Genomic DNA, 25,865 nt, shown 5'->3' with positions numbered 1-25,865 from the left:
TTTATTTTGTATAAATTTATTAAAGGGTTAATAAATTTATATAAAGATAGTTTGAATAAAAAAAATTACTGTTAGAAAAAGAAAAAATAAGTGTATATGATGTAGTATTAAGGGGTACACTTGCTATATATTATTATGATTTCTTAAATAAAGGAAAAGATGCCGAACCAAAAATAATAATACCTGATAAAACATAAATATTATGGGAGATAAAAATGCATTAAAAAGAGTTTTTAGTAACATAATATATAATTCATTAATTCATGGAGAAAAAGATTATAAAATAGAGTTAAGAGATGAAAGAGATTTTATTGAAATTTCTTTTTCAAATTATACAAATTCTATAGAGAAAAAAGATGTTGAAATGGTATTTGAAAGATTTTTTACTTCAGATAAATCTAAAACAAGACAAACAACTGGATTAGGATTATGTATTTCAAAAATGCTTGTAGAAAAAATGGAAGGAAGTATATCATCAAGTTTAGAAAATAATATTTTTAGAATAAAAATATTATTTGATATATATAATAAAAAGTAGTTATTAAAGAAATAACTGCTTTTTTTATTTATTTTAAAAATTTAAAATTATTCAATTTTCATTGTATTTATATGTTTCTTAAAAACGTTTAATATAATACTTAAAAACTTTGATAAAACTACTTATTTTTATGAGTATAAATCCTTCTTTGAAACCTTTCAATAGTTAGTTAAATGTTGTACAATAACTGTATGGATAAATTTTTATCAATAAAGAATAAAGTATTATTTAAATTTATTAATGAAAATTTATATCAGGTTATAAATACAGATTATATAGCATAATATAAGGTTATGTTAATTAAACTAATTGATTAATTAAAGGAGGAGTTTAGTATGAGCAAAGGATTATCATTAGACTTATCAAAAGCAGCACCATATCTAAGCATGGAAGAAATTGATTTCTTAGGAGATTTAACTCTTTCAGCTCACAAAAAATTACATGAAAAAACAGGTGCTGGAAATGACTTTTTAGGATGGATTGATTTACCAGTTAATTATGATAAAGATGAATTTGCAAGAATTAAAAAAGCAGCTGAAAAAATAAAAAATGATTCTGATGTATTAATAGTAATAGGAATTGGAGGATCATATTTAGGTGCTAGAGCTGCTATAGAAATGTTAAACAACAATTTCTATAATGTTTTACCAAAAGAAGAAAGAAAAGCACCACAAATATTCTATGTAGGAAATAATATTAGTTCAACATATATGCACCAACTTGTAAATGCTGTTAAAGATAAAGAAATATCAGTAAATGTTATATCAAAATCAGGAACTACAACTGAACCTGCTATAGCATTTAGAATCTTTAAAGATTTATTAGAAAAGAAATATGGAAAAGAAGAAGCTAAAAAGAGAATATATGCAACTACTGATAAAGCAAGAGGAGCATTAAAATCATTAGCAGATGCAGAAGGATATGAAACTTTTGTAATTCCTGATGATGTTGGTGGAAGATTCTCAGTTTTAACTCCAGTTGGATTACTTCCAATTGCAGCTTCTGGAATAAACATTGATGAAATGATGCAAGGTGCAGCTGATGCAAGAGATGAATTTGCAAATGAAAATATAAAAGAAAACATTTGTTATCAATATGCTGCAGCTAGAAATGCTCTTTACAATAAAGGTAAAGCTATAGAAATATTAGTTAACTACGAACCACAATTACACTTCTTTGGTGAATGGTGGAAACAATTATATGGAGAATCAGAAGGAAAAGATAATAAAGGATTATTCCCAGCAGCTGTTGATTTCTCAACAGATCTTCACTCAATGGGTCAATACATCCAAGAAGGAAGAAGAGATCTTTTCGAAACTGTAATTAATGTAAAAACTCCACAAGAATCTGTAATAATTGAATCAACAGAAGACAATCTTGATGGATTAAACTTCTTAGCAGGAAAAGATATGGATTTTGTTAACCACAAAGCATTTGAAGGAACTTTACTTGCACACAATGATGGAGGAGTTCCAAACTTAATAGTTAATGTACCAGAATTAACTCCATACTACTTTGGACAATTAGTTTACTTCTTTGAAAAAGCATGTGGTATAAGTGGATATCTTTTAGGAGTAAATCCATTTAACCAACCAGGGGTTGAAGCTTACAAGAAAAACATGTTTGCTCTTCTTGGAAAACCAGGATATGAAGACATGAAAGCTGATCTTGAAAAGAGGCTTTAATTAAATATATGAAAATAATAATTGATGGAGATGCTTGCCCAAGCATCTCCAAAATTGAATTAATAGGTAAAAAGTATGGAATGCTAGTAGAGATATTTTGTGATATAAATCATTATATAATTAGCGATTATGCGAAAGTAAGTGTCGTAGATAGTGGTTTTCAAAGTGTTGATATGTATGTTATAAATAATACAAAAAAAGATGATATTGTTGTAACTCAAGATTTTGGTGTAGCTGCACTTTGCCTTCCTAAAGGAGCAAAAGTTGTTAATACAAATGGACAAATTTATACTAATGATAATATTGATATGCTTTTAGAGAAAAGGCATATTTCTCAAAAAATACGAAGAGCTGGAGGTAGAATGAAAGGTCCTAAAAAAAGAAAATCTTCAGATGATAAAAAGCTTTTAGAAAATATAGAGAAAATTATAAATAAATCTAACAGTTACTAAAATATAAAAAGACTGTTAGATTTTTTTTAGTGTACTTTAAGATAAAATTAAATTAATAATTGTTAAAAAATGTATTAAATGTAAGCGCATTTTACTGTATAATAGAATAAATGGTTGAATAAATAGTTATTTAGGAAAAAAGGGTGAATTAAATGGTCAAAAGTGCAGTTAAAATGAATATTTTATTTAGTAAAAAAAGCCCTCAAAGGGTTGATTCTAAAATATTAATAAATATAGATTCAGATATTATAATGGATTATAAAGTTTTAGTTGGGAATGATGGGATATGGAATATAGTTAAAGATTTTTCAGATGCAGGAGATTGTATTTGGAATCCAAAAGAAGAAGGGAATTACATAGTTATGGTACAAGGAAAAAGCAGAAATTCTGAAAAGCCATATGACGTTTTGGAAAGAGAAGAGTATGTTATAACAAATGAAAAAAAAGAAGAAAATTTATTAAAAGATATAGAAATAAATAAAAATGAATATACAGAAGGTGATAAAGTAGAAGTTACTGGAATTGTAGAAGAAGATAATCTTCTTTTTAGATTTTGGAAAAAGGGACTAGCAGGTTGGGAAATTTTAAGAGATTATAGAAAAGAAAATAAAATAGAATATACAGCACTTAATGCTGGGCAAGAAGAGCTTTTAATTGAATGTAAAAGAATTGATTCAAAAGAAAATTTTGATGACTATAAAACTATAAAGTTTAATATAAAAAAGATGGGCAAGCTAGAGATTACAGGATTTAGATGTTTAACTGAAGAAAGATTAATTAATGAAGAATTAGTTTTTAAAGTTGAATCATCTCAAAGTAATACTAGAACACTTCTTTATAAATTTGTAAAAATAGATGATGAAGGTCATTCTATTTGTTTACAAGATTTTTCATCAAGACAAATAGTAACTTATCAAGAAAATACTCCAGGACAATATAAGCTTCTTTGTCTTATGAAAGATATTCTTTCAAATAGAGAATATGATGACAGAGCTGTTATGTATTATAAAGTTAGACCTTATAATAAAATAAGAATAAATAAGTTTGAGCCTGATGTAAAATCTCCACAAAAAACAGAAACAGATATAACATTTAAGTTAGAAGTAGAAGGTGGAAGAGAAAAGGTTTATAGATATATTATAGATGGACCTGTTTGTGATGATTCTTGTTATACAAGAAGTGATGAATATGTTTGGAGACCTAAAGAGGAAGGAAAATATAAGATAACAGCTTATGCAAAAGATTCTTCTTTTAGAGGAGATTTTGAAGATAAGAAAACTATAATCTTTGAAGTAGATAAAAAAGGAGAATTACCAGTAAGAATAACTGATATAATAACAGATGTTAAAAAAGAAACAGTTATAAATAAACCTGTTAATTTGAGAGTTATAGCAGAAGGTGGAACAGTCTTATTATATGCCTTTACAATATATAAAGATGGTAAAGTTTTAGATAAAATAGCATTTAATAAATCTAATTATATAAACTTTACTCCAAAAGAAAAGGGAAAATATGAAATAGATATAAAAATAAAAGATAAATATACTAGAGCTGAATATGATATTCAAACTAGTTATTATTTAACTGTAAGAGAATATATGCCTGGAACTATTGAGCATATATTAATTCCAAAGAGAGAGCATTATCTTGTGAATGAACCTATTGATATAGAAACAATAGTTCAAGACACTAGAAATACACTTATAAATATTGTAACTAAGATAAATGGAAATGTAGTTGAAGAAACAGACTTTATGACTAATAAAAAAATATGCATAAAGCCAAAATGTTCAGGAAAATATGGTTTTGAAATATACGCAAAAAATATTAAATGTGAAGAAGAATTTGATAGTAAAAAAGAAATAACTATATTTGTAGAAGAAGCAACTCCTGTAATAGGAACAAAGGTTAACATAAGTGAAAATAAAATTGGTGACAATAAAGAAATAACTTTTAAAGCTAGAAGTACAGGTGGAAAAGATGTTTGTTACGAATTTTATTTAATGGAAAAAGGAAATTGGATTAAAGCACAAAGTTATAGTAAGAAAAATTATTACACATTTATACCTTATTCAGAAGGAACTTTTAGAGTTTTAGTTCTTGCAAAGAGCTATTATAAAAGAGTTAATTATGAAGATTACTGTGAAGTTGAATTTACAGTTTAATATGGGGGAATATTAGGGTGAAATTAAATGAGATAAATTCAGATCTAATTATGAAAATGGGTCTTATGAATAACATTGTTAAAAAGCAATCAGGAGATGGGATTGAATTTCAAATTATGCTTCAAACAATGTTAGAATCTATGGGAAAAGTAGAAGATGACAAAATTAATAATAAAATAATGACTACTTCAGTTGGTGAAAAATTAGAAAATTTAAAATTAGTTTTAAATAATAAGGAATCATATAATAATAAATATTGGAATTCAAAGTTAGAGACAAGCTCTAACAATAAAGAAACTACAAAAGTTGAAAATACTAATAAAGTTGATTATAGTAATATGACAGATGTAAAAAAAGAAATATATAAATCTGTTGATAAATATTCAAAAACGTATGGAGTAGATAAAAATTTAGTTCTTGCAGTAATAAAAGCAGAATCTAATTTTAATCCTAAATGTACCTCAAGTGTAGGAGCAATGGGAGTTATGCAGCTTATGCCTGTAACAGCTAAAGAAGAAGGTGTTACAGACCCTTATAATATAGATCAAAATATTAGAGGTGGAGTTTCACAGCTTAGAAAGCATTTAAAAAGATATAATGGAAATGTTGAAATGGCACTTATGGGATATAATGCAGGAGATGGAACAGTACAAAGAAGAGGTGTAAAAACACCTTCTGACATTTATAAAATGCCTAAGGAAACTCAAAATTATGTTCCAAAGGTTTTAAAATATTATAGAGAGTTTAAAGTATAATTATTAAAGCTATGTAAGAAAATTATCATATATGTTTTTTACATAGCTTATTTATTTAATTAAGTTGATACTATAATTCTTTTAGGTTAAAATGAACTGAGAAAAAGTACGGAGGTGCTAAAATGGAAAGATTAGATAAAATTATTTCTAATTTAGGGTATGGAAGTAGAAAAGAAGTTAAATCACTTGTAAAAAAGGGGTTTGTTGAAGTAGATGGTGAAATAGTTAAAGATAGTAATATGAAAATTGATCCAGATACTTCAATTATAAAAGTTAATGGAGAAGAATTATATTATAGAGAATATATTTATTTAATGATGAATAAGCCAGATGGAGTTATTTCAGCTACATATGATAATAGAGATATGACAGTAATTGATCTTTTACATGTAGATTATCAAGCATTTGAGCCATTCCCTGTTGGAAGATTAGATAAAGATACAGTAGGATTATTACTTTTAACAAATGATGGAGAGTTAAATCATAGACTTATATCTCCTAAATGGCATGTTGATAAAGTATATTTTGCCAAGATAGATAAAAAGGTTACAGAAGAAGATGTTAAAGCTTTTAAAGAAGGAATAACTTTAGATGATGGTTATGTATGTAAAGAAGCAAAGCTTGAAATTTTATCAGCTACTGATGAAGGTTCAGAAATTAATGTAACTATTCAAGAAGGAAAATTCCATCAAGTTAAGAGAATGTTTGAAGCTAGAGATAAAAAGGTTGTTTATCTTCAAAGAATAGAATTTGGAGGGCTTCCTTTAGATAGAGATTTAGAAGAAGGAGAGTATAGAGAATTAACAGATGAAGAAATAGAACATCTTAAAAAATTCTAGCAATTGTTAATAAAATGTAAATATTAAGAAGGTTTAAAAATATAAATAACAAAAATTATCAAAGTAAATTTCGCAAATTAATAATAAATAAGTTAACATATTGCAAATGTAAATTTGTTAACATATAATAGTATCCGAGGATAAATAAAAGGATATATAGCCCCCTTTTTATTTATTGCTTATTGCTAGCACAACCTGGCCCCAAGGGTTGTGCTTTATTATTTGAATTTTAAATGATAAAAAAGATATTAAATTAAATAATTTAATATCTTTTTTGTCTATATAGCTATTTTAAACAGAACTAAATCTGTATTTACAATAGTATTATTAATGATGTATAATTACCTAAGATAAATTAATATTAAAATGCAATGAAAAAGAAGAGTATATGACAACTTATTTTAAAGAGAGTTCTTCATTTGCTGAGAGAAGAATATTTAAGATCATAGAAAGAAGCTTTGGAGTATAAGATTGAAATTATTTTATAAGTAGTAAATCTTAGGTAGAATCTCACCTTATAGAGATATTAAGAGAGCTAAAAATTTAGCTAAATTAGGTGGTACCGCGTGAAGTTAGTCTTTTCGTCCTAAATATGGATGACAGGGCTTTTTTTATTTTAATAATTTCTAAAAAATAGGGTATAATTAATCCCATAATATATAAAGAAAGGTGTTAAAGATGAAAGAAAGATTAGCAAATTTAATATTTCCAAATGTGGATAAGACAGTAGAAGAATACATCAATACTTATAAGCCAAGAGATTTAAAAGAAGGAGCACATGTTGTAAGATATGCTCCAAGTCCAACTGGTTTCCAACATATTGGAGGAGTATATGCAGCTTTAATAAATGAAAGATTAGCACATCAAAGTGAAGGAATTTTCTATTTAAGAATAGAAGATACTGACCAAAAAAGGGAAGTAAAAGGTGCAATAGAAGATACTATTCAAACTATGTACAATTTTGGTATGGAATTTGATGAAGGTATGATAGGAGAAGAAGAGTCAAAAGGGGCTTATGGACCATATAGACAAAGCTTAAGAAAAGAAATATATCATACTTTTGCAAAAGATTTAATATTAAAAGGTCTTGCATACCCATGTTTCTGTACTGCTGAAGAATTAAATGAAATAAGAGAAAAACAAATGGCAGAAAAAATTACTCCAGGTTACTATGGAAAATATGCAGTTTATAGAAATCTTTCAGATGAAGAAGCTATAAAGAAAATTGAAGCTGGAGAAGAGTATATTTTAAGATTAAAATCACCAGGAAAAGAAGAAAATAGAGTAGAAATAGTTGATTTAATAAAAGGTGAATTATCATTACCTGAAAATGTTCAAGACATAGTTTTAATAAAATCAGATGGACTTCCAACTTATCATTTTGCTCATGCTATAGATGATGCTTTAATGCACACAACAGATGTAATAAGAGGAGAAGAATGGCTTTCATCATTACCAATTCACCTTCAATTATTTGATGTTTTAGGATTTAAGAGACCAAACTATGCTCATGTTCCTACTATAATGAAATCAGAAAATGGTTCAAAAAGAAAACTTTCAAAAAGAAAAGACCCTGAAAGTGCAGTAAGCTACTATAGAGAAGAAGGATATCCACAAGTTTGTGTTATAGAATATCTATTAAACATAATCAATTCAAGCTTTGAAGAGTGGAGAGCAGAAAATCCAGATGTAGATTATCATGAGTTTAAAGTATCATTAGAAAAAATGAGTAAATCAGGAGCACTTTTTGATATAGTTAAGTTACATGACGTAAGTAAAAACTTAATTTGTAAAATGAAAGCTGATGAAGTTTATTCAAGATATACAGAATGGGCTAAAGAATTTGACCCAGAAATGTACGCTTTAGTAACAGCTAAAGAAGATATGATGAAAGAAGTATTTAACATAGATAAAGAAGGACCAAAACCAAGAAAAGACTTTGGTAAATGGAATGAAGTTAAAGCTAAAATATTCTACTTCTTTGACGAAGAGTTTGATAAAGAAGGAAAAGAAGATATAGAGTTACCAAAAACTTTAACATTAGAAGCAGCTAAAGAAGTTATAGAAAGCTATTCAAAAGCTTATAATCATAATTTAGAAAGTCAAGAAGCTTGGTTTGAACACTTAAAAGCATTAGCAATAGAACTTGGTTATGCTACAAATAGAAAAGAATTTAAAGCAGAACCAGAAAAATTCAAAGGAATGGTATCAGATGTTGCAGGAGCAGTTAGAGCAGCAATAACTCACAGAGCTAACACACCAGATCTTTATACAATAATGCAAATTTTAGGTGAAGATGTAGTTAGAGAAAGATTCCAAAAATTTATGAACTTATAATTAGAGTAATATAAATTAATTTTATTATTTAAACAAAAATGACTTTTCAAATTTTGAAAAGTCATTTTTTATATGTAAAAATAATTATTTATTGAAATAAAATTTTAAGTATATAGAAATTTATTATTTGATTCTATAGGGTAAAATTTAGATAAGAATAAAATTTTGAAAGGATATTAGTATGAAAAAACAAGCTATAATTTTGGTAATTAGTTGTTTAGTAGTTATAGGAGTAATAGCATTTGGTATTTTTGAATGGAATAAACTTTTTGATGGACTTAGCATTGTTAGCAAAGTACAAGTTGGAAATAACATTAATAAAGATACAAATACATATAATACAAAATTAAATGAATTGAACCAAAAAGAAAATAATCTTTCAAAAATTGAAGATCTTACAAAGGAACCTAAAAAATAATTGAAGCCACCTTATTAATAAGGTGGCATTAAATTTTTTATTTATTTAAGGGAATATTTGAAATATGTCTTAAGCAAGCAGGAAGAACATCAGTATTAGAGTGTCTTGCAACACATTTACAACATATACCTCTATTTTCACATTTTAAATTCTTACATGGACATTCAACAGTATTATCACAGCTCAAAAAAAAAACTCCTTTTTATTTATCTTTAGTAAAATATATTAATAAATTTATTTGTTTATCAAAGATTAAAAATACTCCACAATAAAAATTTATTATGGAGTATTAGTTACAAAATTTGTGGATTATTTTTGTAATTTAAATGATGATTTTAATGGAACGATTCTATTAAATACTAATTTTTCATCAGTAGTATTTTTAGTATCTATTGAGAAGAAACCATTTCTAACTAATTGTAGTTTATCTAGTGGCTTAAGACCAGGTACTGCATTTGGTTCTATAAATCCTTGGAAAACTTCCATTGAGTGTGGATTTATTTGTTCTAAGAAATGTTTTCCTTCATTTTCAGGAGCATCATCTAAAATTAAAGGTTCATATAATCTAAATTCTGCTGGAATTGAAGAATTTGCATCAACCCAGTGAATTGTTCCTTTAACTTTTCTTCCTGTAAATCCTGAACCACTCTTAGTTTCTGGATCATAAGTACAGTTAAGTTCAATAACTTCTCCATTTTCATCTTTTATAATTTCATTACATTTAATGAAGTAAGCTCCTCTAAGTCTAACTTCGTTACCAGGGAATAATCTAAAATATTTTTTAGCTGGAACTTCCATGAAGTCATCTCTTTCAACATAGATTTCTCTTGAGAAAGTTATTTCTCTCTTACCAAATGATTCATCTTTAGGATGAATATCTAGGGAAAGTGTTTCACTTTGACCTTCTGGGTAGTTTGTTATAACTACTTTTAATGGATTAATTACTGCCATAGCTGTAGGAACTTTTGGTTGAAGATCTTCTCTTAAGAAGTAATCAAGCATTTGAGAATCTACAGTAGAGTTTGATTTTGCAACTCCTATAGCAGAGCAGAAGTTTCTAATAGCTTCTGGAGTATATCCTCTTCTTCTAAGACCTGATATAGTTGGCATTCTTGGATCATCCCAACCATCAACTACACCTTCATCAACTAATTGTTTAAGCTTTCTTTTACTCATAACTGTATTAGTCATGTTAAGTCTAGCAAATTCTATTTGTCTTGGAGTAGCTTCCATTTCACATTCACGAACAAACCAATCATACAGAGGTCTGTGGTCTGCAAACTCAAGAGTACAAATTGAATGAGTTATATGTTCAATTGCATCTTCTAATGGATGAGCAAAATCATACATTGGATAGATGCACCATTTATCTCCAGTATTATGGTGTGTTGAATGAGCAATTCTATAGATTATAGGATCTCTCATATTAAGATTTGGAGAAGCCATATCTATTTTAGCTCTAAGAACTTTTTCTCCATCTTTAAATTCACCATTTTTCATTTTTTCGAATAATTCAAGGTTTTCTTCAACAGTTCTATTTCTATAAGGACTTTCCTTACCAGGAGCTGTTAAACTTCCTCTATATTCTTTAATTTCATCTGGAGTTAAATCACAAACGTATGCTAAGCCTTTTTTTATTAATAGTAGAGCTTTTTCATACATTGTATCAAAATAATTTGATGCAAAGTGAAGCTCATTCCACTGACAGCCAAGCCATTTAACATCCTCTTCTATAGACTGAACGTATTCAGTATCCTCTTTAGTTGGATTTGTATCATCAAATCTAAGATTTGTTCTACCTTTAAACTCTTCTGATAATCCGAAGTTTAAAAGTATAGATTTCGCATGACCAATGTGTAAGTATCCGTTTGGCTCTGGTGGAAATCTTGTTATTATACTATCGTGCTTTCCTGTTTCTAAGTCTTCTTTAATAATATTTCTAATGAAGTTAGATGAAATATTTTCATTTGACATAAAAGCTTACACCTCCTGTTAAAATTTATGTTTATATAATACACAATTACCTTTAATTTTAATCCAATATAACAAAAAAATCTAGAGAAAAAAGGCATTTAAAAAGACTCTTAAAGGTGAATAAGCTAATAAAAATAGCATATTTCACTTTTAAGAGTCATAATTGTACATTATTTATTAAATTAACTAACAATTTTTAGCTGAATTAAATCTATCTTCAACTACATTCCAATCAATAATTTCATAGTAATTATTTATATATTCAGGTCTTTTATTTTGATATTTTAAATAATAAGCATGTTCCCAAACATCCATAGTAAGAAGAGGGATATTATTTTCTGATATAGGACAAATTTGATTTGGTGTATTAATTACTTGAAGTTCATTTTGTTCATCAAGTATTAACCAAGCCCATCCTGAACCAAATTGACTTGTTCCAGCTTTAGTAAATTCAGTTTTAAAGTTTTCAAAAGAACCAAAACGTTTATTTATTGCTTCTAAAACATTTCCGTGTGGAGAAGTACTATTTGGTTTATTAAGTCCATCCCAATAAAATTCATGATTAAAAACTCCACCACCATTATTAATAACAGGAAGTCTTTTATCTTCTGGAAGTTCGTCTAAGTTTTTTAAAATATCAACTAAACTAGCATTTTTTAAAGGACCAGTATAATCCTTTAAAGCATTATTTAAATTATCAGTATAAGTTTGTTGATGTTTATCATGATGAATAGTAACTGTTGCCTTATCTATTACAGGTTCTAATGCATCATAAGCAAATTTTAATGGTTTAAGTTTAAATTCTGTCATATTTATCACCTCAGAATTTAGTATATAAATAAATTGATAAAAAGATACATAAAAACATTATTTTTTTAGACCTTGAAAATTAAAATCAGGTACAAAATCAGTTGTACTTGAACCACTATCTTGAATAAAAGCATTTGTAATTCCCAGTTCAGCAGCATAACTAATTAATGAATCATACATTTTAGGATTTAAAGGCTTAGAAATTTCTTTATATTCTAAAGCTTTAAACATTGGAGTATATTGATTCATAATACTTATATAAACATTATCACCAAATGTAGAGTATATACAGTCAATTACTTTTTTTGAATCAAAAAGAAGTCCAGGAAGCATGAGATGTCTTACTATAATTCCTTTAATCATTCTTCCATTAGAATCAAATTTATTTTTTCCAACTTGCTTGAACATTTCTTTTAAAATTTCAATTACATTATCTTTATAACCTTTAGCATTTGAATATTTTATAGCATATTTATCATCAAAATATTTAAAGTCAGGAAGATAAACATCTATAAGTCCATTTAACATTTTTATTGTTTCTAAAGAATCATATCCATTTGTATTATAAAGTATTGGAAGAGTTAAACCATTAGCTTTAGCTTTTTTTATTGCTTCTATTATTTTAGGAACATAGTGAGTAGGAGTAACAAGATTTATATTATTAGCTCCTTTGTCTTGAAGTTCTAAAAATATTTCAGAAAGTCTATCTGTGGTTATTTCAATTCCTTTATGTTCTTGACTTATTTCATAGTTTTGACAAAAAACACATTTTAAATTGCAATTAGAAAAGAAAACTGTTCCAGAACCTGTTTCTAAAGAAATAGGAGGTTCTTCCCAAAAATGCAATTCAGCTCGAGCAGCAGTTATTTTATCAGAAGAGTTACAAGCTCCAATTTTTCCTTTTGTTCTATCTATATTACATCTTCGTATACAAAGATTACATTTTTCAAAAGCTTTATAATAGTCCATTATATTACGACCTTTCTATATGTTTTTATAAATTATATATCTAATTATAAAATAGAGCAATTTATAATAATAAATGTGGAAAAAAATGAGAGTAAGAGGTAAAATAATAGGATAAAATAATAAAAAGAGAGTGGGTTAGTTTATGGAAAGTAATTTTAATGAATTAGAGTATAATGGTGAAGTTTTTAATAAAATAGAAGGCAGAAATAACGAATTTAGTGATTTAGTTTTTGAAAATTGCACTTTTAATAGATGTGATTTTACAGGAGCGATTTTTATAGAAGCAACTTTTGATGGATGTACTTTTAAAGAATGTAATTTTACACTTTCTAAATTAGATAATTCAAAGCTTAGAGGAGTCTTATTTAATGATTGTAAAATAGTTGGAGTAGATTTTACTAAATGCGATACTTTTATATTAGATTTTGAATTTAAAAATTCTTTAGTTCAAAGTTGTAATTTTACTGGTCTTAAAATTCCAAAAACAAAATTTATAAGCTGTAATGTTGCAGGTTCAGATTTTATGAATTGTGATTTAAGAGAAGCACAATTTACTAAATCATCTTTAGAGGAATCAATTTTTGAAAATACTAATTTAACAAAGGCGGACTTTTCAGAAGCAATAGATTATACAATTAATCCAGAAAGAAATAAAATAAAGAAAGCAAAATTTTCTATGCCAGAGGTTTTAGGACTTTTAAAGGAATTTAATATTATAGTAAAGTAGGTAACAAATTATGAGTAGATTAGAAGAGATAATTAATAAGAGTAATGATGTAGTTACAAAGTCATTTTTAGTAAAAGAATTTAAAAGAATAGGTTTAAAAGCAGGAGATAAAATACTTGTTCATTCAAAATTAAGCTCTTTTGGATTTGTTTGCGGTGGGGAAAGAACAGTTGTAGAAGCATTAATGGAAGTTATAACAAAAGAAGGAACTATTTCTATGCCAGCTCATAGTGGGGACATTTGTGATCCAATATTTTGGGGAAATCCTCCTGTACCAAAAGAATGGTTTGAAAAGATAAGAGCAGAAATGCCTGCATTTGATAGAGAAAATACAAAAACATATGGTATGGGATTAATAGCTGAAAACTTTAGAACAAGATTAGATGTTTTAAGAAGTTATCATCCAACTGTTTCCTTTACTTCATGGGGAAAAGAAGCAGAAGAAATAACAAAAGAACATACATTAGAGAATTCTTTAGGAGAAGGAAGTCCACTTAGAAAAATGTATGATTTAGATTTTAAGATTTTATTATTAGGAGTAGATTATGACGTAAATACTATGTTCCATTTAAGTGAATATAGAGCAGGAAATGCGAAAAAAACAATAAATGCTTCTCCAATAATTGAAAATGGAGAAAGAGTATTTAAGTCTTATGAAGATATTGAATTTAAAACAGAATTATTTATGTTTGCAGGTGAAGACTTTGAAGAAAAATATAATGTAGTAAAAGATAAAATAGGACTTTCAAATATAAAATTATTTTCTGCAAGAGAATGTGTTGATTTTGGTGTTGAATATTTTAAAAACGTAAATATTTATTAGAATGTATGTTTGTATTAGATAGTAAATATGCTATACTTTAAAATAAGAAAAATAAAGCTTGTAATTAATTATAGGTTTATATAATAAAAAATTATTTAGTATGAGTCTAGGAGGTTATCCTGGGCTTTTACCTTTCTTAATTATAAGAGATACCTTGAAGGGAGGATTTAAATTTGGATTTAAAATCACTTTTAAATAAAGAGCAATATGAGGGAGCGAGTACAGTAGAAGGGCAAGTACTTATTCTTGCAGGAGCGGGTTCAGGAAAAACTAGAGTTTTAACTTATAGAATGGCACATATGATAGATGATTTAGGAATATTCCCATGGAAGATATTAGCTATTACATTTACAAATAAAGCAGCAAAAGAAATGAGAGATAGAGTACGTTCAATAATTGGAGAAAAAGCAGATTCAATGTGGATATCAACTTTCCACTCAACTTGTGTTCGTATATTAAGAAGAGATATAGAAAAATTAGGTTATAAATCAAGTTTTACTATTTATGATACATCAGATCAAAAAGTTCTTTTAAAAGAATGTATGAAGGCACTTAATATAAATGAAAAAGATATAACACTTCAAGAGGTTATGGGTAAAATAGGAAGAGCAAAAGATACTATGCAAACACCTGCAAGCTTTATGAGAGAACATGAACAAAATTTTAGAGAAAAGAAAATAGCAGATATTTATCAAATGTATCAAAAGAGATTAAAAGAAAATAATTCTTTAGATTTTGATGATTTAATATTTAAAACAGTTGAATTATTTAAAACAAGTGAAGAAACATTAGAGTTTTATCAAAATAAATTCCAATATATTATGGTAGATGAGTACCAAGATACAAATGGTGCTCAATATGAATTAGTTAAAATGTTAGCTAAGAAATATAAGAATATTTGTGTTGTTGGAGATGATGACCAATGTATTTACCAATGGAGAGGTGCAGATATTCAAAATATACTTGATTTTGAAAAAGACTATCCAGATTGTAAAGTTATAAAACTTGAACAAAATTATCGTTCAAAAGGAAATATTTTACATGCTGCAAATGAGGTTATAGTTAATAACTCTAGAAGAAAAGATAAAGCATTAAGAACAGAGCAAGAGTCAGGAAGTAAAATAAAAATATATAGAGCTTTTTCAGATAAAGAAGAAGGAGATTTTGCTGCTAGAGAAATAAAGGATATTATTTCAAAAGAAGAAAATGCAAATTATAGAGATTTTGCAGTACTTTACAGAACAAATGCTCAATCACGTACATTTGAGGAATGTTTTAGAAGAAGAGGAATACCATATAAAATTATTGGGGGAACTAAATTCTATGACAGAAAAGAAATTAAGGATATGCTTGCATATTTAAAAGTATTAGTTAACCCTCAAGATGATGTAAGTATAAAGAGAATAATAAATGTTCCAAAGAGAAGTATAGGAGCAGCAACAATTGATAAAGTGCAAACTTTTGCTGAGGAGTTTGGATTAAATCTTTGGGATGCATTAAGTGAAGTTAGAACAATTAGTACTTTAACAGCTAGAAATTGTACTTCAATTGAAAAGTTTACTAGTCTTATGGATAATTTTATGATTCTTGCAGAAACTATGCCACCTTCAATGTTAATAGAAAACATATTAAAGGAAAGTGGATATTTAGCAGAATTAGAAAAATCAAATGAAATAGAAGATAAGAGTAGAATAGAAAACCTTAAAGAACTTGTATCAGATGCTGTTGATTTTGAAAAGAGTAATCCAGAAAATAATACACTTGCAGATTACTTAGAGCAAGTGGCACTTGTTCAAGATGCAGATAAAGCTGATGAAGAAGCAGATAGTGTTGTTTTAATGACTCTTCATAGTGCAAAGGGATTAGAATTTCCATATGTATTTATGGTTGGAATGGAAAATGGATTATTCCCAAGTGCAAGTGATATAAATGATCCAAGCCAAATGGAAGAATCAAGAAGACTTTGTTATGTTGGAATAACAAGAGCAAAAGAAGTTCTTTATATGACTTCAGCTGAAAAAAGACTTCTTTTTGGTAGAATAACTTCATATAGTCAATCAGATTTTATAAACGAAATAAGATTTGATTTAAAAGAATTTGTTAATGGAAGAAGTATAACTGGTGGAAGTACAGGGGAAAATTATTATAATTCGCCTACAAAATTAAATTCAAATCCACATAGTTTAAGAAATCAAATAATGGGAAGAAATCAAAATACTATTGGAAGAAAAACAAGTATTTCATATAGCACTTCAAATTCTAATAATAAAGGAAATTTAGCAAATGCTAATAATATTTCATTGGGTAAAAAAGTTAGACATGAAAAGTTTGGAACTGGAACTGTAGTTTCAGTATCTGAATCTAATGGAGATAAAAAACTTACTATAGCATTTGATAAACAAGGGGTTAAGAATTTAATGTTATCAATGGCTAAATTAGAATTAATTTAATAAAAATATTCTTATAAATAATAATATAAAAATGTATAATAAATTTATAGGATTATAAAGTGGAGGTAATTAGCTTTGGATAAAAGAGAATTAATGGAAGCTCTAGTAGAAGAGTTAAATAGATATGCATATGAATACTATTCCTTAGATAATCCAACTGTTAGTGATAAAGAATATGATTTAAAATATGATGAATTAGTAAGTCTTGAAAAAGAGCTAGGAATAGTTTTACCATATTCTCCAACAGTGAGAGTAGGAGATACAATCTTAGAAGGATTTTCAAAATATACTCACAAAGCTAAACTTTGGAGTTTAGATAAAGCACAAAGCATTGAAGGTATAGTAGAATGGCATAATAGAAATTTAAAATTCGTAAATGAAATGAGAGCTAAAGGAGAAGATTTACCCGATTTAAAATATATAGTTACTAAGAAATTTGATGGACTTACAGTAAATCTTACTTATAATGAAGAAGGAATATTAGAAATAGGAGCAACAAGAGGAACAGGAGCAGTTGGAGAAAATGTAACAGCTCAAGTTAAAACTATAAAAAGTATTCCATTAAAAATAAATTCAAATGATGTTTTTGAAATCCATGGTGAAGCTGTTATGACAACAGAAGCTTTTGAAAAGTATAATGAAACAGCGACTACTCCATTGAAAAATCTTAGAAATGGGGCAGCAGGAGCATTAAGAAATCTTAATGTTAAAGAAACTGCTAGAAGAAATCTTTCAGCATTCTTTTATGATATAGGCTACAAAGAAGGTGAACCTTTTAAAACTTATGTTGAAATGTTAGATTTTATAAGAGAAAAAGGATTTCCAATGGATGATTATGTTGTTGAATGTTCAAAAATTGAAGATATTCAAAAAGAAATTGATTATATAAAAAATATAAGATTTTCTTTAAACTATGATATTGATGGTCTTGTAATAGCAATTGATGATATGAGAACAAGAGAACTTTTAGGATATACAGTAAAATTTCCTAAATGGGCAATTGCATATAAATTTGAAGCACAAGAAGCAACTACAGAGTTATTAGATGTTGAATGGAATGTTGGAAGAAGTGGTAGAGTTTCACCTACTGCAATATTAGAACCAGTAGAACTTGCAGGAGTTACTGTAAAGAGAGCTACTCTTAATAATATGGATGACATAAAGAAAAAAGGAGTAAGAATTGGTTCAAAAGTATTTGTAAGAAGATCTAATGATGTTATTCCTGAAATAATGGGGACAGTTCAAGAGAGTATAGATGGATCAAAGGAAATATTACCACCTGAAACTTGTCCAGCTTGTGGAAGCCATTTAAGTTTAATCGGAGCACATTATTTCTGTGAAAATACATTATCTTGTAAACCTCAAATGGTTAAAACAATAGTTCACTATGGTTCAAGAGAAGCAATGAATATAGCAGGCTTTTCAGAAAGAACAGCAGAACAATTATTTGAAAAGTTAGATATAAAATCAATATGTGACCTTTATAAATTAAATAAAGAAGATTTAATAGGATTAGAAAAGTTTGGTCCTAAAAAAGCACAAAATCTTTTAGATGCAATAGAAAATAGTAAAGATTGTTCATTAGAAGCATTTATATATGCTTTAGGAATACAAAATGTAGGAGCTAAAACAGCAAGGGATTTAGTAAATACATTTAAATCAATAGAGGGATTAAAAAATGCTAAATTTGAAGATTTAGTTCTTGTACCTGATATAGGAGATATAGTAGCACAAAATGTTATGGACTTCTTTAAAGAAGAAAAAGTAATTCAAACAATTGATGAGCTTTTAGCACTTGGTGTAAATCCTCATTTTGAAGAGAAAGAAATAACAGAAAGTGCATTCTCCGGAAAGACTGTAGTAGTTACAGGTACTATGGAGAAATATTCAAGAAAAGAAATAAAAGAAAAATTAGAGTCATTAGGAGCAAAGGTTGCTGGAAGCGTAAGCAAGAAAACAGATTTTGTTGTTTATGGAGCAGAAGCAGGTTCAAAATTAACTAAAGCAGAGGAATTAGGAGTAAAAACTATTTCAGAAGAAGAATTTGAAAACATGATTTAGGAGATTGAAGAATGAAGAAATTAGTTAATGCATTAGGAATTGCTATGAGTATAGCATCAGGAGTAGTAATAATATGCACATTTTTAACTTCATATCAATTTATATACTTAGGAGATATGTTTACTACCTACTTTACATTACAAGTATGTCTAGGAATAACTATGGGATTATGGGCAATAAAATTTTGGCTAGAGGAACTTGGAACTAAAAAATATATATATCCACTTATTTGCTTAGGAATAAGTTTTTCTTCAGTATTTTTTATATTAAGTGCTGTTAGATAAATAAAAGAGAGCTACGTTTAATTAACGTGGCTCTCTTTTTTCAAAATCTTGAATGTTTTCAAATTCTGAAATATCTAAAAGTTCTGATACATCTTCTACAAAATCATTTTCTTCTCTATGTTTTTTTGAATTAGCAATTATGCTTAATTTTTGATTTATCTTTTCAAGTATATAATTTTTATATCTTAATTGATTGTATGATTTTAATGCAACTATGAAAAGCCAAATGCCAATAAACATAAATGTTAGCATAAACACTATACCTATAATTGCAATTGTGACTACTAAAAAAGTCATCGCTAGACCTCCCCTATGTGATAATTAATTATATCATAAATATTATATAACTTTAACAAAATAAATCTATATTATTCACCTATATGTTTACAATTTTAGAAAAATGTTAATAATCATAATAATTAAGAAGAGTGAGGAGATATTATGATAAAAAAGATAATATTAACAGTTTTAGGGTCAACAATATTAGGACTAGTTTTGTTAAGTTTTATAGATGTATATCAAGAGCAAGATACAAAAGAAGTAAGTGCATTTACATATGCTTTAGGCAATATAAATAATGATTTAAGAGATGTTACAAATCTTTCTATGAGAGAGAAAGATATTATAACAGCCACAAGTAAATCATTAGTAAGTAAAAATAGTGATGGAAAAATAGAAAATGAACTTTCACAAGAAGTTAAAATAAAAGATGATAATATTGAGTATGAATTTATTCTTAAAGATGATATTAAATGGAGCGATGGTACTCAAATACTCCCAGTTCAAATAATAGATTTTTTTAAGGAGTTATTAATAACAGAAGAAGAAAAAAATATAGAACCTATTTTAAATATATATGGAGCAAGAGAATTTAGAGAGTCTAATGGAAATGATAATAGTAAACTTGCTTTAATTGAAGGAGACAACTCTATAATAATTAGATTGAATTCTAAAGATAAAGATTTTTTAGAGAAACTTACAAATCCTGTTTATAAATTAAGAAAAAACTTAGATATGTGGAAAGATATAAAATCATATCATGATAATATAGTTTATTCAGGAGATTATGTAATAGATACTGTTTCAGATGAAGAGATAATATTAAAAAGAGTAAATTATTTAAATGAGAATATTCCACAAGAAATTAATGTTATAAGGAATATGAGTGAAGAGGTTTCAATGGCAAAGTTTGAAACAGGAGAAGTTGATGTTGTTGTTAATCCACCATCTAAGCAGTTAAATAGGTTAGAAGCAGAAGGAAGATTAAAAACCTTTAATGCTAATAAAGGAAAATATATATATTTAAATTCAAATGATAAAGGATTAGACTTTGAATCAAGAAAAGCAGTTTATAAGACTTTAAATAATGTTATAGAAACTTATCATAAAGAAAATGAGCATTATATTGAAGTAGCAGAATATAGTTACTTTTTAGAAGATAAAAAGAATTTAAATAGTATACAAGAGAGAAAAGTTCAAACCGCAAAGATAAATAAAGAATTACCTAAAATAGTTACTTTATTAGCATTAGATACTCAAGAAAATAGAAGTTTATGTGCATATATAGGAGAATGGTTTAAAAATAATACTAAAACATCATTAAGATATACGTTAGTAAATGAAGATGAATATAAAAATATAGCTTTGAGAGATAGATATGATATAACTTTAATAGATATAGATTTATCAGCAAATAATAGAGAAAAAACATTTTGTGATTTAGAATATTGGTATAATGATAATGAAAAAAAATTATTCGATAAAGAAAATAGCAAAAATAATTCAGAGTTTAGAGAGTTAGAAAATACTTTATTTTCGAATTACAGGATATTACCTTTATTCTTCGAAAATAAAAATGTAGCTATATCAAATAAAGTAAAAGAAATCAACTTTGACTATTATGGCAATATTCAATTTACGAAATTAAAAAATAAATAAAAAAAAGCCCACAGAAAAAACTGTGGGTTTTTTTAATTAGGAATAGTTTCAGTAACTATTTCAGCATTAACGTATTCAGTTTCATCTTCATCAGTGACAGGTTCACTTGATACTTGGCTTTCTTCTTCATTTAAAGATAAACAATCATAGAAATTATCTTTTAACATAAATAAGAATAAGAATAATATAAACATATTTTTGCTACTATCAAATGTTTTTTTAGGTGTTTCAAATTTATCTTTTTTAGGAGAGTAAGTGATTCCTTTTAAAATGATAGAAGCAATTCCATTTTCCTCAGGGCTAGTTAAGTTTGGCATAGAGAAAAATGTTTCATCTAGCATATCCTTAGAAAGAGTTGTAAATTTCTTATATCGCTCTTTGTCATCTAAAGTTGGAGCTTTTGGCCAACTAGTTATAATTCCAGAGTTTAATATATATTTTTTATAAATGTTTGAAATCATATTTTTATATTCTTTTGACTTGGCAGTTTTAGTTGAATATAAAACAATAGCTAAGAAATAAAATGTTATATCAAAAGAAGAATATTTTATTTCTTTTTTGTCAGTAAGCTTTTGGATTATATTTTCTTCTTCATTATAAAGAGATATAAGTTTTTCCATTATTTCATCACATTTTTCTTTAAACATAAATAATCCAGTATGTTCATAGGAATACATTAAATTAATTGCAAAAATACAGCAAGAATCAAATGAATTAACATAATAATCTTTTTCATTAAACTTATTTGTTAAAAACTCACATAAATCAGTTATTAAAGGAATTATAGTTTGATTATTAGAGTATGAAAAGAAAATATTAAAAGCTATTAAAGTTTTACAACCTTCATCAAATGATAAATCATATAAAGCATCCTTATAGTCAATAAACATTTGCAATATTTGATTTGAAAAGTTTTCGTAATCTTTTTTAGTTTCATCATCTGAAGTAACCAATGAATGCATATAATAAGCAGTCATCATAAATGCTTGGTCACTAAAAACAAATTTTCTATCTTTATCTATTAAATTTGCATCTTTATTACTAGCTGAAAAAATATTTTTTTTCGTAACAAAAATACCTTCATTATTTCTAAGATTGTTATAATAGAATTCTAATTGTTCTTTAGATATGTTTTTAAAGAATTTATCTAAAGCTTTCTCATTTGAGTCATCATTAAATCTTGAATAATAATCTGAAAGCTCTAATACTGACATAGTCATTAAAGCATTAGTTGAAGGATTTATTTCTCTTTTAAAAGAAGAAGAATCAAATCCTTGAGAAGCTTTATTGTGTATAAAAACTGGTGAAGCTTTTTTATAGATACATAAAAGTGGAGAATACTTTTGTATGCCTAATTTTTCTAAAGAAGAATCTTTTTTTGAGTTTCTAAGAGGAGATATACATCCACATCTAGAATTTAAAACAAGACTTTTTATTGATTCTTTAGAAAAATGAAAAAGCTGTCCACAGATTTCTTCTTGGGATAGACTATTCATTCTAAAAAATGGTCCTATATATTTCAAAACATTTCACCTCGTATATAATTCTCATATTAATAATATGAAATAAAATTTCAAAATGTGAATTAATTTAAAAAATAATTAGTGTTAAATTATAGGAGATATATACATAATCTTTTGTAGAAGTGATATCATATAAGATATTAGGCAGAAAATAATAAAAGATATAGATTAGGATGGTGAATTTAGTGCGAATTGATGGAAGAAAAAATGAGCAAATAAGAAATGTAAAAGTAACTAGAGGATACACTAAGTATGCTGAAGGTTCTGTATATATAGAAGTTGGAGATACAAAGGTATTATGTAATGTATCAATAGAAGATAAAGTTCCACCATTTTTAAAAGGAAAAGGTGAAGGATGGATAACAGCAGAATATAATATGCTTCCAAGATCTACAGGAGTAAGAAAAGTAAGAGATATTGCAAGACTTAAAGTAGATGGAAGAACAATGGAAATACAAAGACTTATAGGAAGAGCTTTAAGATCAGTAGTAGATTTAAAAGCTCTAGGAGAAAAAACATTATGGGTTGACTGTGATGTAATACAAGCAGATGGAGGAACAAGAACTACTTCAATTTCAGGAGCTTTTATAGCATTAGTTGATGCAGTAAATAAGATTCACAAAGAAAAACCATTTAAAGTTTATCCAATAAGAAATTTTGTTGCAGCAACAAGTGTAGGAATAGTTAATGGGGAAAAAGTTATTGATCTATGTTATGAAGAAGATTCAACAGCAAAAGTTGATATGAATATAATTGGAACTGAAGATGGTGAGTTTGTTGAAGTTCAAGGAACTGGAGAAGAAAGTCCAATGACAAGACAAGAACTAAATGAACTTTTAAATCTAGGAGAAAAAGGATTAAAGCAAATGATTACTATACAAAAAAATGCATTAAAGATGGATGCATTATGGATAGGAACAGGAGAGTAGTAATGAAAAAATTAATATTAGCTAGTAATAATAAAAAAAAGATAGAAGAAATAAAAGGAATATTAGAAGATTTAAATTTAGAGATTAAATCTTTAAAAGATGAAGGTATAAATATAGAAGTAGAAGAAGATGGCAAGACATTTAAAGAAAATTCATTCAAAAAAGCAAATGAAATAAAGGAATATTTATTAAAAAAAGGTGAAAAAGATTTTGTAGTAATGGCAGATGATTCAGGATTAGAAGTAGATTATTTAAATGGAGAACCAGGAGTATATTCAGCAAGATATGCAGGAGAACATGGAAATGATGATAAAAATAATAAAAAGCTTTTAAAAGAACTAGAAGGAGTAGAAGACAAAGATAGAGGAGCAAGATTTGTTTGCCATATAACATTAATAAATGATTTAGGTAAATCTACAGATTTTGCTGGAACAGTAAATGGAAGAATAATAAAAGAGTTAAATGGAAAAGGTGGATTTGGATATGATCCATTATTTTTTAACGAAGAAATAAATAAAACTTTTGGAGAAGCTACTAAAGAAGAAAAAAATAAGGTAAGTCATAGAGGAAAAGCTTTAAAAATATTAAAAGAAGAAATACAAAAAGTTTTATAAGAGGTAGAGGAGGTGAATAACCTTAAAGTATATATACTTTAAGGGAAAGGATGTTAATAGGAGTAGTTAGTGATACACATTGTATAAATAAATACATACAATTAGCAGCAGAGAAAATAAAGAATGCAGATATATTAATACATTTAGGTGATAATTCTAGTGATATAGAACAATTTGAAAAGGTTTTTAATGGAGAAATATATGTTGTAGATGGAAATTGTGATTATAGAGGAGAATATCCTAAAGAATTAATTATAGATGTGAATAGTAAAAAAATATTTTTAACTCATGGCGATTTATATGGAGTTAAGAGTGGATTAAATAATATATTCTATAAAGGTAAAGAAGTAGGAGCAGATATAGTTTTATATGGGCATAGCCACATAGAGGGCATAGAAAGAGTAGAGGATATACTTATAATGAATCCAGGTAGTACATCTATTCCAAAAGGGAAAGGTCATTCAATTGGCTTTATAGAAATAGATGATAGTGGAAATATAGATGCTAAAATTGAATACCTGCTAAAATAAAATTACCCATAATAATTATATATATTAAAATAAAGTTTATTAGTAAAATAAAAATTAAATAATAGATAAAAAGTCTCTAAAAAATTATTATTTATTTAGAGACTTTTATTTAAATAAATTAAAAATAGATTCATTTATAATAGAATTTAGTATTAATTAATTTGCTATATAATTTATTTTTATGAAAATTTTCAATAAATATAGAATAAACTAAAGTTATATACAATATAAAACAAAAGTTGTATTAATAAATTAATAACTAATTACAATATATTATGATTAAATTGTTAAAAAGAAAAGTTAAGAAGTGATAAAGAATAAAATAAAATAAAAAATATAAAAAAATGCAAAAAAACTATTGACTCTTATCAAATGATAATGTAGAATAGTCCTTGTCGTTGAGGGAACGAAGCGATGAAATGAAAACGGGGTGTGGCGCAGATGGTAGCGCGCATGGTTTGGGACCATGAGGTCGCAGGTTCGAGACCTGTCACCCCGACCATTTAAATTAACTTCTTAAAAAAGAGGTTGACAAAAAAATAAAAGGTTGTATAATTAATAAGGCAGACAACTTCAAGTTATATTGTTAAAGACATATGCGGGTATCGTATATCGGTAATACTCCAGCCTTCCAAGCTGGAAAGGTGGGTTCGATTCCCACTACCCGCTCCATATCAATTTAATATTGATAAGACAATATACTTAACAGAATAATATGCGGGTATCGTATATCGGTAATACTCCAGCCTTCCAAGCTGGAAAGGTGGGTTCGATTCCCACTACCCGCTCCACACGCGTCTTTAGCTCAGCTGGATAGAGCAACGCCCTTCTAAGGCGTGGGCCAGGAGTTCGAATCTCTTAAGACGCACCATTTCGGGGTGTGGCGCAGATGGTAGCGCGCATGGTTTGGGACCATGAGGTCGCAGGTTCGAGACCTGTCACCCCGACCATTTAAAAATAAATATAATATGCGGGTATCGTATATCGGTAATACTCCAGCCTTCCAAGCTGGAAAGGTGGGTTCGATTCCCACTACCCGCTCCA

Annotated in this window: 23 protein-coding genes, 6 tRNA genes and 1 other annotated feature; of the genes, 23 read left to right on the top strand and 6 right to left on the bottom strand. The window is 27.2% G+C overall.

Annotated elements, in window-relative coordinates; genetic code table 11:
- Window positions 1-202 precede the first annotated feature (202 nt).
- The 8 genes from HMPREF1092_RS11060 to HMPREF1092_RS11025 all read left to right on the top strand — a co-directional run bounded on the left by HMPREF1092_RS11060 (window position 203) and on the right by HMPREF1092_RS11025 (window position 9,189).
- The gene (locus HMPREF1092_RS11060) at window positions 203-538 is read left to right on the top strand and encodes an ATP-binding protein (RefSeq protein WP_002598754.1); all 336 of its coding nucleotides are present in this window, start codon (window positions 203-205) and stop codon (window positions 536-538) included.
- Window positions 539-873: 335 nt separating this feature from the next.
- Window positions 874-2,223, top strand: coding sequence for a glucose-6-phosphate isomerase (locus HMPREF1092_RS11055; protein ID WP_002598753.1), 1,350 nt, complete (start codon window positions 874-876; stop codon window positions 2,221-2,223).
- Window positions 2,224-2,231: 8 nt separating this feature from the next.
- The gene (locus HMPREF1092_RS11050) at window positions 2,232-2,675 is read left to right on the top strand and encodes a YaiI/YqxD family protein (protein ID WP_002598752.1); all 444 of its coding nucleotides are present in this window, start codon (window positions 2,232-2,234) and stop codon (window positions 2,673-2,675) included.
- Window positions 2,676-2,827: 152 nt separating this feature from the next.
- A complete protein-coding gene (locus HMPREF1092_RS11045; RefSeq protein WP_002598751.1) occupies window positions 2,828-4,840 on the top strand; it encodes a triple tyrosine motif-containing protein in 2,013 nt (670 codons plus the stop codon).
- 17 nt (window positions 4,841-4,857) lie between these two features.
- Window positions 4,858-5,595, top strand: a complete 738-nt coding sequence (locus tag HMPREF1092_RS11040) for a lytic transglycosylase domain-containing protein (protein WP_002598750.1) — start codon at window positions 4,858-4,860, stop codon at window positions 5,593-5,595.
- Window positions 5,596-5,717: 122 nt separating this feature from the next.
- Window positions 5,718-6,434: a pseudouridine synthase gene (locus HMPREF1092_RS11035; RefSeq protein WP_002598749.1), complete on the top strand. Its 717-nt coding sequence runs from the start codon at window positions 5,718-5,720 to the stop codon at window positions 6,432-6,434.
- A gap of 362 nt (window positions 6,435-6,796) precedes the next feature.
- Window positions 6,797-7,026 (top strand) — a binding site (T-box leader).
- 86 nt (window positions 7,027-7,112) lie between these two features.
- Complete coding sequence (gene gltX / locus HMPREF1092_RS11030) at window positions 7,113-8,771, top strand: glutamate--tRNA ligase (RefSeq protein ID WP_002598748.1); 1,659 nt, start codon at window positions 7,113-7,115, stop codon at window positions 8,769-8,771.
- 181 nt (window positions 8,772-8,952) lie between these two features.
- Window positions 8,953-9,189 (top strand): hypothetical protein, encoded by a 237-nt coding sequence (locus tag HMPREF1092_RS11025; RefSeq protein ID WP_002598747.1) that lies wholly within the window; start codon window positions 8,953-8,955, stop codon window positions 9,187-9,189.
- Between the two features lie 37 nt (window positions 9,190-9,226).
- Here the strand turns inward: HMPREF1092_RS11025 and HMPREF1092_RS17235 are convergent, their stop codons facing one another.
- From HMPREF1092_RS17235 to HMPREF1092_RS11010, 4 genes are all read right to left on the bottom strand, one after another.
- Complete coding sequence (locus HMPREF1092_RS17235; protein WP_002598746.1) at window positions 9,227-9,376, bottom strand: hypothetical protein; 150 nt, start codon at window positions 9,374-9,376, stop codon at window positions 9,227-9,229.
- Between the two features lie 122 nt (window positions 9,377-9,498).
- Entirely contained in the window at window positions 9,499-11,163 is a 1,665-nt protein-coding gene (locus HMPREF1092_RS11020) for a glutamine--tRNA ligase/YqeY domain fusion protein (RefSeq protein ID WP_002598745.1), read from the bottom strand.
- A 186-nt stretch (window positions 11,164-11,349) separates the two neighbouring features.
- A complete protein-coding gene (locus HMPREF1092_RS11015; RefSeq protein ID WP_002598744.1) occupies window positions 11,350-11,973 on the bottom strand; it encodes a superoxide dismutase in 624 nt (207 codons plus the stop codon).
- Between the two features lie 57 nt (window positions 11,974-12,030).
- Complete coding sequence (locus HMPREF1092_RS11010; RefSeq protein WP_002598743.1) at window positions 12,031-12,942, bottom strand: radical SAM protein; 912 nt, start codon at window positions 12,940-12,942, stop codon at window positions 12,031-12,033.
- A 142-nt stretch (window positions 12,943-13,084) separates the two neighbouring features.
- Between HMPREF1092_RS11010 and HMPREF1092_RS11005 the strand changes: the two genes are divergently transcribed.
- The 5 genes from HMPREF1092_RS11005 (at window position 13,085) to HMPREF1092_RS10985 (ending at window position 19,287) form a co-directional block, all read left to right on the top strand.
- The gene (locus HMPREF1092_RS11005) at window positions 13,085-13,669 is read left to right on the top strand and encodes a pentapeptide repeat-containing protein (RefSeq protein ID WP_002598742.1); all 585 of its coding nucleotides are present in this window, start codon (window positions 13,085-13,087) and stop codon (window positions 13,667-13,669) included.
- Window positions 13,670-13,679: 10 nt separating this feature from the next.
- Complete coding sequence (locus tag HMPREF1092_RS11000) at window positions 13,680-14,492, top strand: AAC(3) family N-acetyltransferase (RefSeq protein ID WP_002598741.1); 813 nt, start codon at window positions 13,680-13,682, stop codon at window positions 14,490-14,492.
- Between the two features lie 173 nt (window positions 14,493-14,665).
- Window positions 14,666-16,942, top strand: a complete 2,277-nt coding sequence (pcrA, locus tag HMPREF1092_RS10995; protein ID WP_002598740.1) for a DNA helicase PcrA — start codon at window positions 14,666-14,668, stop codon at window positions 16,940-16,942.
- A gap of 93 nt (window positions 16,943-17,035) precedes the next feature.
- Complete coding sequence (gene ligA, locus HMPREF1092_RS10990) at window positions 17,036-19,003, top strand: NAD-dependent DNA ligase LigA (protein ID WP_186003721.1); 1,968 nt, start codon at window positions 17,036-17,038, stop codon at window positions 19,001-19,003.
- Window positions 19,004-19,014: 11 nt separating this feature from the next.
- Window positions 19,015-19,287, top strand: a complete 273-nt coding sequence (locus tag HMPREF1092_RS10985; protein WP_002598738.1) for a hypothetical protein — start codon at window positions 19,015-19,017, stop codon at window positions 19,285-19,287.
- A gap of 21 nt (window positions 19,288-19,308) precedes the next feature.
- On the opposite strand, the gene HMPREF1092_RS10980 is transcribed toward HMPREF1092_RS10985, so the two are convergent.
- Window positions 19,309-19,584 (bottom strand): hypothetical protein, encoded by a 276-nt coding sequence (locus HMPREF1092_RS10980; protein ID WP_002598737.1) that lies wholly within the window; start codon window positions 19,582-19,584, stop codon window positions 19,309-19,311.
- Window positions 19,585-19,728: 144 nt separating this feature from the next.
- Between HMPREF1092_RS10980 and HMPREF1092_RS10975 the strand changes: the two genes are divergently transcribed.
- Window positions 19,729-21,225 (top strand): ABC transporter substrate-binding protein, encoded by a 1,497-nt coding sequence (locus HMPREF1092_RS10975; protein WP_002598736.1) that lies wholly within the window; start codon window positions 19,729-19,731, stop codon window positions 21,223-21,225.
- Between the two features lie 32 nt (window positions 21,226-21,257).
- Here the strand turns inward: HMPREF1092_RS10975 and HMPREF1092_RS10970 are convergent, their stop codons facing one another.
- Window positions 21,258-22,748: a hypothetical protein gene (locus HMPREF1092_RS10970; RefSeq protein WP_002598735.1), complete on the bottom strand. Its 1,491-nt coding sequence runs from the start codon at window positions 22,746-22,748 to the stop codon at window positions 21,258-21,260.
- Between the two features lie 185 nt (window positions 22,749-22,933).
- On the opposite strand from HMPREF1092_RS10970, the gene rph reads away from it, so the two are divergent.
- From rph to HMPREF1092_RS10925, 9 genes are all read left to right on the top strand, one after another.
- Entirely contained in the window at window positions 22,934-23,677 is a 744-nt protein-coding gene (rph, locus tag HMPREF1092_RS10965) for a ribonuclease PH (RefSeq protein ID WP_002598734.1), read from the top strand.
- Between the two features lie 2 nt (window positions 23,678-23,679).
- Entirely contained in the window at window positions 23,680-24,291 is a 612-nt protein-coding gene (locus tag HMPREF1092_RS10960) for an XTP/dITP diphosphatase (RefSeq protein WP_002598733.1), read from the top strand.
- Between the two features lie 50 nt (window positions 24,292-24,341).
- Window positions 24,342-24,821 (top strand): metallophosphoesterase, encoded by a 480-nt coding sequence (locus HMPREF1092_RS10955; RefSeq protein WP_002598732.1) that lies wholly within the window; start codon window positions 24,342-24,344, stop codon window positions 24,819-24,821.
- A gap of 426 nt (window positions 24,822-25,247) precedes the next feature.
- Window positions 25,248-25,323, top strand: a tRNA-Pro gene (locus HMPREF1092_RS10950).
- 96 nt (window positions 25,324-25,419) lie between these two features.
- Window positions 25,420-25,493 (top strand) — tRNA-Gly (locus HMPREF1092_RS10945).
- Window positions 25,494-25,538: 45 nt separating this feature from the next.
- Window positions 25,539-25,612 (top strand) — tRNA-Gly (locus HMPREF1092_RS10940).
- Between the two features lie 3 nt (window positions 25,613-25,615).
- A tRNA-Arg gene (locus HMPREF1092_RS10935) sits at window positions 25,616-25,692 on the top strand.
- 3 nt (window positions 25,693-25,695) lie between these two features.
- Window positions 25,696-25,771: transfer RNA gene (locus HMPREF1092_RS10930), tRNA-Pro, on the top strand.
- Between the two features lie 20 nt (window positions 25,772-25,791).
- A tRNA-Gly gene (locus HMPREF1092_RS10925) sits at window positions 25,792-25,865 on the top strand.

Origin of the sequence: Clostridium thermobutyricum (assembly GCF_000371465.1) — a bacterium.
Lineage (GTDB): Bacteria > Bacillota > Clostridia > Clostridiales > Clostridiaceae > Clostridium > Clostridium thermobutyricum.
Note: the sequence above shows the minus strand (reverse complement) of the source record. Positions and strands in the feature narration are given on the sequence as shown.